Consider the following 10,058-nt stretch of genomic DNA (forward strand, 5'->3'; position numbering starts at 1 on the left):
CCGTTGCGTCAGCGCGATCCGGACGCCGCTGCCGACGCCGTCGTGAAGCCGCATTGAGCGGGTGCGAGCGGATCGGCCATCCGGCTTTCAAATGCCAGGTAAAGCGACTCCTCCAGCACGTTCCAGTGCGTGCCGTGTCGATACGGAGCCGAGCGCGCATACCAGCAGGCGACGGTGCTCCAGTCATTCATCTTGTACGCGACCAGCGCGATCAGCCCCCACGGAAAATCGGAGCCGGCGAGCTGCATCCAGGTCTTGCCGTACTTCTGCATCCACTGCGCATAGATCGTCTCGCTCGACCGGTCGGGAACCTGAATGCCGGACAGGATCGGGAAGATCTGCGCGACTTTCGCCGGATAGAAGCTCGTGTCGCTGATCCGTTCCGTGCTTGCGCGAAAGCCCGATTGCGTGCCGCGCCAGAACACCTTGAGGATCGACGCCGCGAGCCGGTCGGCGCGCTGGCTCCATGGGCCCGCGCGCGCGTACCCGGCGCGGCGCACGTAATACGCGGCGAGCGCCTGGAACGCGCTGTGTACCTCCACGTTGTCCATCAGCAGCGCAACGTGCAGCGACGACGAGATCTCGTAGACGCCGCTCGTCTTGTCGAGCAGCGCGTCCAGGTGCGCACTCGCGCGGGTCAGGCTGAGCTCCCACGCGGCAGGCATCCCGTCGGGCGGCGCAAAACGCGACAGCAGTTCGATCCAGGTCGCCATCATCGCGTCGTCCGCGTCGGCTTCCGCACACGGGTTGGTCTGGCCGTCCTTCACGCAGTAGCGATCGAAACCGCCGTCCGGACGCTGACGTGGCAACACCCATGCGATCCATGCAAGTGCCGCGTGACGGGCGTCCATCTGGGTGTCGGCAGCGGCAAGCAGGGCCTTCGCCGCAAAATAAGGATCGATGCCGGCGCCGTTCAGGCGCACGGTGATCGCGCCGTCCGGGCGTTGATACAGCCCGTCGAGCTGGAGTTCGGCGGCACCCGCGTGCAGCACGGGGCAGCACGCGGCGACGCAACAGGCGGCGCGCCCCAAACGGCACAGCCTGACGGTGGCAGCCACGCACGCGCGTGCGACCGAGAAAAGCGCGGGCCGGTTCATCATCGGGGGCTCCTGCGCGGCAGTCCTGTGAAATCATCGCCGGGCGCGGCGTTGGCCGCGTCGCGCCCGGCGAACGTGTCGACGGTGTGGCTCAGTTCACGGCGATACGGGTGAACCTGAATCAGAATTGGAACAATGTCCCGTTGCGCGACCGCGCCGACGATGCCACACATGACACGTCTCCTACCCTTTGTCCGTTCACGAACCGTGCGCGGTCGTGTCTGCGCGATCGCGTCACCGTTAACTCCGCCGTCGTGAACCCTCGTTTGGCGGGCGCGAGCGCATCGGCATCGGCGTAGTGGCCGGCACGCTCCACCACGTCGGCAACCAGCCGCGATGTCCGGTCACGCACAGCCTGCACGCTGACCAACCCGGCGCGTGTCGCCGCGCCTTCCGGACTCGTTGTCCTGGCGTCCCCGTCGTTCCGTCGTCGCTCAACCGCGTGGGGACACGCCCGTCCTCCTGAAACAAGCAAGTGATGAGCCATGGATCGCCCTGCCCCGTGCGGCAAGAGCCTGCGCGTGCAAGATCGACTCGCTCCGGGCACGGAGCGCGGGAATTTGATTCACCCGCGAATCATGGTTCCCCCCCAAGCGGTGGATCTTGTGCCCGCAGAGCGCGGACATCCTGCGCAACACCATTTCTGGAAGCCATCCGCTGAGGGCAGTCGTTGCATTGCATGGCCCCGGTTCGGCACGGACGCGCCGATCTCTGCGCACATCGACTGGCCGCCGTGCGGATTCGACCAGCCAGTTCCGGCCTTACGTTACAGATGCGTAACGTTTCATGCCCGCCGACCCCGACGATGTGCGCAACGCTGTGCATGAGGTAAATCCTCCCCCCGGGATCGTGACCGGAGAATCGACGACGTCCCGTTCATTGCCCAGACAAAATTCGCACATCGAAGCGATTCAAGACGACTGGTACGGCTCGTGCAACTCAATCGGCAGCGAGCGCGCGACACGAGTCGACGTTCTTCGAATGACGTGACCAAATCGACGGTGCGAGTGGTCAGACGTATATCTGCGTCGCGGCAGCCCGCCGCTATCGCGCTCGTCGCAATTGTGAAACGTTCCGTAGCGATCCGCAGGTGCGAAGCGAACCGGGCCCGGTCGCAGCGCCGCTGGTTTGAATATTGCTCTATCTGGAACTGGAACACGTGCGGGTGCGCCGCGATGCGGCGACGTACGCAGCTTGACCGACAGGCGACGCCGACGACACAGCGAGGAACGCTCATGACGTGATTGACGAGGTGCAAGGGGGCGACCGTAGTCCGGCGATTGCGTGGCGGAGATCGCGCGGACAAGCACTGTGCGCTCGCCCTGCAACACCGCTGCATGTCGCGGGACCGGCGTAACCGCTTGCGGGGACAAGACGCGCTGTCTGCATACGTGCTTGGTGCCAGGAGCCGGATCTTCCGGCGCAAAGAAGCTCAACGAGGATCACAATGAAAAAGATCTTGCTTGTGTTCGGGACTCGGCCGGAAGCCATCAAGATGGCACCGCTGGTCCGCGCGTTGCAAGCACGCAAGGATGTCGACGCCAGGGTATGCGTCACCGCCCAGCATCGCGAAATGCTGGATCAGGTGCTGACGCTATTCGACATCAAGCCCGACTACGATCTCAACCTGATGCGCCAGAGCCAGACGCTGACCGACGTGACGACCAGCATTCTTCACGCGATCGGCGTGGTCTTCGAAGACTTGCATCCGGATGTCGTACTGGTGCACGGCGACACGACCACGACGCTCGCGGTCAGCCTCGCGGCGTTCTATCGCTATCTGCCGGTCGGACACGTGGAAGCGGGTTTGCGCAGCGGCGACATCTGGTCGCCGTGGCCGGAGGAATTGAATCGCCGTGTGACCGACGCGGTTTCGTCATGGCATTTCGCGCCGACCGACCGGGCGCGAAGGAACCTGTTCAGCGAAGGCGTGCCGGTGGGGGCGGTCGTGATGACCGGCAATACCGTGATCGATGCGCTGCACGACGTCAAGCGCATGCTTGACCACGATACCGCGCTCAACGACAAGGTCGCCGCTCATTTCCCGTTCCTCACCCCGTCGCGGCGCGTCGTGCTGATCACGGGCCATCGCCGCGAGAGCTTCGGCGAGCCGTTCCAGCACTTCTGCGAGGCGCTTTGCACGCTCGCGAACCGCTATCGCGACGCGCAGTTCGTCTATCCGCTGCACATGAATCCGAACGTGCGCGAGCCGGCGCGCGCGCTGCTCGGCAACGTGCCGAACATCTACCTGATCGAACCGCAGGAATATCTTTCGTTCGTGTTCCTGATGTCGCGCGCGCATTTCATCATCACCGATTCGGGCGGTATCCAGGAAGAAGGGCCGGCGCTCGGCAAGCCGGTGCTCGTCACGCGCGACACGACCGAGCGGCCCGAGGCGATCCAGGCAGGCACCGCCCGGCTCGTCGGTACGGATCAGGAGCGCATCGTCTGCGAGGCGTCGCGCCTGTTCGACAGCGAGAGCGCTTATGCGGAAATGTCGCACGCGAGCAATCCGTATGGCGACGGTCATGCCAGCGAGCGGATCGTTCATGCGCTGATGCATACGCCGGGGGCGGGAGCGAGAACGACGAGCTTCTCGATGGGCGCCGCGGAGATGCCGTTCAACGCGCTCACGCTCGGGTTGCAGGCGCTGCGCACGCCCTGAAGACCCGCATCGGGCGCCGGGCCAAACGCCGGCGGGCGGCGACGCATGCTGTCGCCGTCCGACGCAACCGTCGACGCGCGCCGTTGGGCCGCGCTACGCGATCGCCGACCGCTGCCGCCGGCTACCGGACCACGGCATCGGCCATCGACTGCGCCTGCGCGGTGAGCCGCGGGTAACTCCGCTGCGCAACCACCTGTTTCGCGAAACACGCCTGCCGCGCCGCCTCGGGAACCCGCGCCGGACTGCATGCGGCGATCGGCCGAAGCGTCAGGTCCTTCCACAGGATATAAACCCGCTCGCCTTGCCTGACCGACACGGCCAACGAGCCCGGCCCGTCCGGCACTCCATCCTGGCTTTCGCCCAGCAGCAGCGCCTTCACGACCCCATCGGCCGGCTGCCGCTTGACGGGCAACTCGGCGAAGCGAAACGCCGTGGCGTCGTCGCCGAATACGTCCGTATAAAGCGTTTCATTGACGAGAATGGCGGCGACGTCGTCCGTCGGCTTGATGCCCGCATCGACCGAACGCGCCCAGGCCTTCAACAGCGGAACGGTCGTCACGAACAGATTCATCTTCCCGTCGGCCGACCTGAACGACAAGCCGTCCGGCCCCGGCGGCATCCCGTCGTCGGCGACGACGCTTTGTACGGTGCTCCCCGCCTTCGCGGCAAACCCTTTCGCCCTGACCGGGCCGATCAGCTTTGCCAGCCGCGCATTCACGTCGGCCGTGTACTGCTTGTCGAGATCCGCCCGATCCTCCATCCGGGCCGCGGCCACTGCGTCCGTCGCCTTCTTGCGGTAGGCAAGATACGAATCCGCCGGCGATGCGATCACCTTCGCTCCGACTGCGGCGATCACCGCCGCGAGCACCACCGCCCCCACCCCGATCTTCAATCTTGAATTGCGCTTCATTTTTATGACGTCACCGAATCCCGCGCCGACAAGCAAAACGGCTGCCGCAAGCCCACGCCAGCCGTCCCCTCCGATACGCGTCATTCTAACGTCGCGCGTACCTCATTCGTCCACCTTGAATGCCGATACCAGTCGCGTCAGGTCCGCCGCCTGCTGCTTCAGGCTCTCCGCCGCTGCCGCGCTTTCCTCGACCAGCGCCGCATTCTGTTGCGTCATCTGATCGAGCGACTGCACCGCGTCGCCGATCTGGTCGATGCCGGCGCTCTGCTCCAGGCTCGCCTCGGCGATCTCGCTCATCATCGCGCTCACGCCCTGCACCTGCGACACGACATCGCGCATCACCTTCCCGGCCTCGCTGACGAGCCGCGATCCGGTACTCACCGTCCCCGCGCTATGCTCGATCAGCGCCTTGATCTCCTTCGCCGCCTGCGCGCTGCGCTGCGCGAGATTGCGCACTTCCGACGCGACGACCGCGAATCCGCGCCCCTGCTCCCCGGCCCGCGCGGCTTCAACTGCCGCATTCAGCGCGAGAATGTTCGTCTGGAACGAGATGCTGTCGATCATCACGATGATCTCGGAGATCCGCTGCGATGCGTCGCTGATCTGCTGCATCGTGCTCACCACCTCGCCGACGACCTGCCCGCCGCGTGCCGCCGTGTCCGACGCGCCGGTGATCAGCTTCGCGGCCGTGGTCGCGGTCTCGGTGTTGTTCCTGACGACCGCCGTGATTTCCTCCATCGACGAAGCCGTGCGCTCGAGGTTGCTCGACTGCCCTTCGGTCCGTTCGCTGAGATCCGCGTTGCCCGACGCGATCTGCGCCGACCCGGTCGCGATCGACGCGGAAGCCGCGCGAATCCGGTGCACGAGCGTCGACAACGACGACACGAAGCGGTTGAACGCGTCCGACAATTGCCCGATCTCGTCCTGGCTCTCGACCGTCATCCGGCGCGTCAGGTCGCCCTGGCCGCTCGCAATCTGCGCCAGCAGTGTCGCCGCGCGCCGGATCGGCGCGGCGATCGCGCGCCCGACCAGCCAGATCACGATCAGCGCGACACCGAGGCCCACCACCGCGGCAACCAGCGCCGCACTGCGAATCGCGCGCGTCACCGGGCCGAGCAGTTCCGCCTGCGGCACCTCGACCACGACATAGGCATTCAGCTCCGGAATGAACGACGTCGCGATGAAACGCGCGCCGCCGTCGCCGGCGTAGCCCAGGTACGCATACGGCTTGCCGGCGAGCAGCGTCGACGACGCATCGTCAGGCAGGCCCGGCTCGTCCTTCAGGAAATGCTTGCCGTCGATCAGCGACGTCTCGCGATGCATCATGATCGCGCCGTCCGGCCGCACGAGATACGCGAACCCGCTAGCGCCGATCCGGTACGCGGCAATGCCCTTCGCGAGCGCATCGACGGACAGGCTCATGCCGGCCGCACCGATCGGCGCGCCGTCGAGTTCCACACGGCTGTTGATGAACATCATGTAGCCGCCGAGCGTGACCTCGCGATCCATGTTCACGTCGTACGTCTTGCCCGACGCGAGGAAGCGCGTCAGCCACTGATCCCGGTCGCTGACCTTCCGCTGCAGGCCGGCTTCGTTGTAGTAGTTGCCGCTCTTCACCGACACCCACTGCACCGACGCCGCCTTCTGCTCGTCCTTCACGTTCTTCGCGAGCTGGATCCAGTTGCGCGTGCCGGCATCGGGTTCGCCGTCGGCTTCCCACTGCAGCAGGAACGCATCGCGCGCGAGGATGCGCGACGCGGCGATCGGTCCGGCCAGCTGCCGCTGCACGTCGGCGCGGATGCCGTTGACGGCCGTCGGCAACTCCTCGCCGACGACGCGATCGCGCACCGCCGTACCGATCAGCCGGACGCTCAACCCGCTTGAAATCGCGACGAACACGAGCAGGCAACTCGTCATGCTGAGAATCAGCTTGTTCTGAATGGAAAGCTTGCGCCAGAAATGCATGGGGAACCCTCGATAACCGCTCGGTCTGAGCCAGTTTGGGTTATCGGCATGCCCGCGCGGAATCGCATCGCGGGTTTCACATGTCCCGCATGTGGGATCGGATATATCGCTGACGGGCGGGCGTCGCCAGCCCGTCGAGGGGCGCGCGATCAATACGCGACGAAGATCGTCACCCGCCGGTTGCGCGCCCGGGCGGCCGCATCGTCGCCCGCGACGAGCGGCTGCGTATCGGCCCGGCCGATCGCCGCGAGCCGGTGCGGCGCGACGCCGCGATCGGCCAGGTAGCGCACGACGCTGCCCGCGCGCGCGGACGAAAGCTCCCAGTTCGATTCGTATTTCGCGTTCGCGATCGGCACGCTGTCGGTATGCCCTTCGACGAGGATGTCGCCGGTTGCATGCGCGCTCAGCGCCTGCGCGATCTGGCTCAGCACGGGCGCCGCGTCGGGCAGCAGCCGTGCATCGCCGACGTTGAACAGGATCTTCGCGTCAATGCCGATCTCGATGCCGTGCGGCGCCCGCACGAGCGAGATGCGGCCGTTCGTCTTCAGCGCATCGAGCGACGCGAGCCAGGCGGGCGCGCGGTCAGGCACGGCGGAATCCGCTGCGCCTGCCGCGCCGCTGTCGTGCCGGGCGAGCGTCTGATAGCGCGCATCGAGCGCGTTGTATTTCGCGAGCTGAAGCACGTACAGCGCGAGAAACAGCACCATCAGCGTCGTGATGAGGTCCGCGTAGGAAATCAGCCAGCGTCCGGACTGCGTGCCTTCGGCTTCATCGTCATCGCGATCGGTGGCGGCCGAGCCGGCACGCGCCGCGTCAGTTCGAGCCGTCATGTCGAAGCTCCCGTTGCGTCATGCGAGCGACTCCGCCGCGCGACCGCGCACGTCGCCGGTCAGACGCGTTTCGATCGTATGCGGCGATTCCTTGCGCGAGATCGCGAGCAGGCCGTCGAGGTACAGCTTGCGAAACCGCAGCTCGCTGTCGATCTGCGCGCGCAATTTGCCGTAGAGCGGCAGGAACACGAGGTTCGCGAACGCGAGGCCGTAGAGCGTCGCGATGAACGCGACCGCGATGCCCGGCCCGAGCTGCGCCGGCTCGAGAATGTGGCTCGTTACCTGCACCAGCCCGAGCACCGAGCCGAGGATGCCGAACGTCGGCGCATAACCGCCCGCCTGCTGCCACACGCGCGCGGCTGCCAGCCGGCTGCGCTCGTACGCGTCGAGATCGCGCTGCAGCGCATCCTCGAGCACCGCGGTCGACACCCCGTTCGCGAGCAGTTCGAGCCCGCGTCGCGCGAACGGATGAATGCCGCTGACATCCATCGATTCGAACGCGAGCAGCCCGTCGAGCTTCGCGCGATCGCCCCAGTCGAGCAGGTCGGTCAGGTGCTTGCGATCGACTTCCTGCGCGCGCACGAACGCGAGCCGCAGTTGCTTCACCGCATCGAAGAAGCGCGCCCACGTGTTCTGGATCATCACCGCGCCGAGCGTACCGCCGAGCACGATGACGAACGCCTCGAACTGGAACAGCGTCGAAAAATGTCCGCCTTCCAGCGCGAAGCCGAACACGATGGCCGCGCCGCCGAGCAACACGCCGGCCAGTGTCAACAGGTCCATATGCGTCTCCGTCGAATCGCGCGTTATGCGTCAGATGATGCCACCGGCGCGGCGGCCGCCGGCACCTTGGCCGCGCGAACTGCATCCAGCACGCGCCGCTCGATCTCCTCGAGCTCGATCGGATCGAGCTTCAGCTCGCGGCGCATCACCCACGACACCTCGTTGCGCCGCGCTTCCGTCATCACGGAGAACAGCTTGTCCGCCACCGCGCGATCGTCGAGGCTCGCGACCAGCTTCGCGAGATCGTACGTATCGAACGCGCTGATTACGTCGAACAGCGTGCGCTGGTCGATCCACACGAGATCCTCGAGCGCTTGCACGTCGCCGCCGGCGCGCGGGTTGCGCCGCGAGAAATACGCGACGCCCTGCTGCTCGACGTAACCGAGCACCTTCGACTTGCGGAACGCAAACATCTCTTCCGCGATCTCGCCGTGGGACAGCTTGTTGAGCAGCAGCTTCCGGTCGACGCCGATCAACGCTTCGAGATCGGCCAGCTCGATCAGCTCGAGCTCGCTGTTGATCGACAGGTCGAGATCGTGATCGGCGACCTGCTGCGCGCGATCGATCACGCGCGCGGCGTCGAACGTGACGACCTGGCGCGCATCCGACGAACCCGCATGATCGGCCGCGCCGCCGGCATGATCGGCCTGTGCCGCTTCGATCGTGACGAGATTGAGCTTTTCCATGCGACGCAGCATCGCGAGCACGTGCGGGCGCGAATGGCCGGCAATCGCGCGACAGCGGCGGATCACGTCGGCGAGCGGCACCGACGTCTCCGCTGCCTGCGCCTGCATCGGCCGCCGCGACCACGCATCGTCCGATCCGCGCGTCTCGGCGCCCGCCATCAGCAACAGCACATGCGCATACGACAGCACGCCCGGCATGAAGTCCGCGTGCGTGTAGGTCGCGAGCTGATCGTCCTTGCGCTTCACGCGCCGGATCATCGTGCGCACGATATGGCGGAGCAGCGCGGACACGTGCTCGATTTCCTCGTCGAGCAGCGCGGCCGGCACGACCGTGAGCTGACAGAACGACAGCGCCTTCGCGGTATGCGCGCGCGGCTCGGACGCGAGCAGCGCGGATTCGCCGAAGAATTCGCCGCGCCCGAGCGTCGCGACGACGACGCGCTTGTCGTCGCAGCGCGTCGACAGCTCGACCTTGCCGTCGGCGATCAGAAAGATGACGGGCTCGCCGGCGAAGCCCTCCGAGTAGATGATCTCGCCGGGCGCGGCCGTACGCGTCCACGATTGCTGACGATTCAAGTTGGTTCCCCTGCTGCGCTGGTTGTTGCAGACCGCGTCGCATGTCGCAGGCATGCGATCGACGGTCATCCCCGTGCCCGTTTAACGTCATCGGCACCGGCATCCTTTAGGGGATTCGTACTCGTTTCCAGCGAAAATCAAGGTGAAACGTTTGCGGCTCGCCCCGCATGGTCGAGAGATTCGATTCGATACGGCCACAGCCGAGCGCGACCCGAGCGAAAGCACGGGTTTATCCGGACCGCGCAATCGCCGCCGCCCCCTTCCCTGGCATCCCGGGACGAAACCGAGACGGTTCGCCGGCACGCTCGTCTCGATGCCGTTGTGATGAGAATGAGCCGAAACATCGGATCAACGAACGGCTGTCGCGAACGGTGCGGCCGATCGTGAACATGGCAGGGTTGCCGTGCCTTAGCCCGATCGCAACTCGCCTGCCCGATCGCCCGCCGGAAGCCGGAAGCCGGAAGCCGGAAGCCGGGCAATGACGGGGACCGCCGTTCGACCGTCCGACCAGCCCGACCGACGCCGTCGGGCATTTGTTTCGGGATG

The 10,058-nt window shown here is 66.1% G+C and carries 8 protein-coding genes; 1 reads left to right on the plus strand and 7 read right to left on the minus strand.

Annotated features, from left to right (window positions below):
• Positions 1–8 precede the first annotated feature (8 nt).
• The gene (locus PI86_RS06435; RefSeq protein WP_039320037.1) at positions 9–1,097 is read right to left on the minus strand and encodes a hypothetical protein; all 1,089 of its coding nucleotides are present in this window, start codon (positions 1,095–1,097) and stop codon (positions 9–11) included.
• A complete protein-coding gene (locus PI86_RS17315; RefSeq protein WP_161792357.1) occupies positions 1,097–1,270 on the minus strand; it encodes a hypothetical protein in 174 nt (57 codons plus the stop codon). Before PI86_RS17315 ends, PI86_RS06435 begins: the two co-directional genes overlap by 1 nt.
• A gap of 1,274 nt (positions 1,271–2,544) precedes the next feature.
• Here PI86_RS17315 and wecB point away from each other — a divergent pair.
• Positions 2,545–3,762, plus strand: a complete 1,218-nt coding sequence (gene wecB, locus PI86_RS06440; RefSeq protein WP_039320021.1) for a non-hydrolyzing UDP-N-acetylglucosamine 2-epimerase — start codon at positions 2,545–2,547, stop codon at positions 3,760–3,762.
• A 121-nt stretch (positions 3,763–3,883) separates the two neighbouring features.
• On the opposite strand, the gene PI86_RS06445 is transcribed toward wecB, so the two are convergent.
• The 5 genes from PI86_RS06445 to PI86_RS06465 form a co-directional block, all read right to left on the minus strand.
• The gene (locus tag PI86_RS06445; RefSeq protein WP_039320023.1) at positions 3,884–4,672 is read right to left on the minus strand and encodes a hypothetical protein; all 789 of its coding nucleotides are present in this window, start codon (positions 4,670–4,672) and stop codon (positions 3,884–3,886) included.
• Between the two features lie 102 nt (positions 4,673–4,774).
• Positions 4,775–6,637, minus strand: coding sequence for a methyl-accepting chemotaxis protein (locus PI86_RS06450; RefSeq protein ID WP_039320025.1), 1,863 nt, complete (start codon positions 6,635–6,637; stop codon positions 4,775–4,777).
• Between the two features lie 149 nt (positions 6,638–6,786).
• A complete protein-coding gene (locus PI86_RS06455; RefSeq protein WP_039320028.1) occupies positions 6,787–7,467 on the minus strand; it encodes an OmpA/MotB family protein in 681 nt (226 codons plus the stop codon).
• Between the two features lie 18 nt (positions 7,468–7,485).
• The gene (locus PI86_RS06460) at positions 7,486–8,250 is read right to left on the minus strand and encodes a flagellar motor protein (RefSeq protein ID WP_014900167.1); all 765 of its coding nucleotides are present in this window, start codon (positions 8,248–8,250) and stop codon (positions 7,486–7,488) included.
• Positions 8,251–8,273: 23 nt separating this feature from the next.
• A complete protein-coding gene (locus PI86_RS06465) occupies positions 8,274–9,512 on the minus strand; it encodes a Crp/Fnr family transcriptional regulator (protein WP_039320040.1) in 1,239 nt (412 codons plus the stop codon).
• Positions 9,513–10,058 lie beyond the last annotated feature (546 nt).

It is taken from the genome of Burkholderia sp. A9, from assembly GCF_000801975.1.

Excerpts from the sequence above, each read along its gene's own strand:
- wecB (WP_039320021.1), top strand. The coding sequence starts at position 2,545 with ATGAAAAAGATCTTGCTTGTGTTCGGGACTCGGCCGGAAGCCATCAAG.
- PI86_RS06435 (WP_039320037.1), bottom strand. The coding sequence starts at position 1,097 with ATGAACCGGCCCGCGCTTTTCTCGGTCGCACGCGCGTGCGTGGCTGCC.
- PI86_RS17315 (WP_161792357.1), bottom strand. The coding sequence starts at position 1,270 with ATGTGTGGCATCGTCGGCGCGGTCGCGCAACGGGACATTGTTCCAATT.
- PI86_RS06455 (WP_039320028.1), bottom strand. The coding sequence starts at position 7,467 with ATGACGGCTCGAACTGACGCGGCGCGTGCCGGCTCGGCCGCCACCGAT.
- PI86_RS06445 (WP_039320023.1), bottom strand. The coding sequence starts at position 4,672 with ATGAAGCGCAATTCAAGATTGAAGATCGGGGTGGGGGCGGTGGTGCTC.
- PI86_RS06450 (WP_039320025.1), bottom strand. The coding sequence starts at position 6,637 with ATGCATTTCTGGCGCAAGCTTTCCATTCAGAACAAGCTGATTCTCAGC.
- PI86_RS06460 (WP_014900167.1), bottom strand. The coding sequence starts at position 8,250 with ATGGACCTGTTGACACTGGCCGGCGTGTTGCTCGGCGGCGCGGCCATC.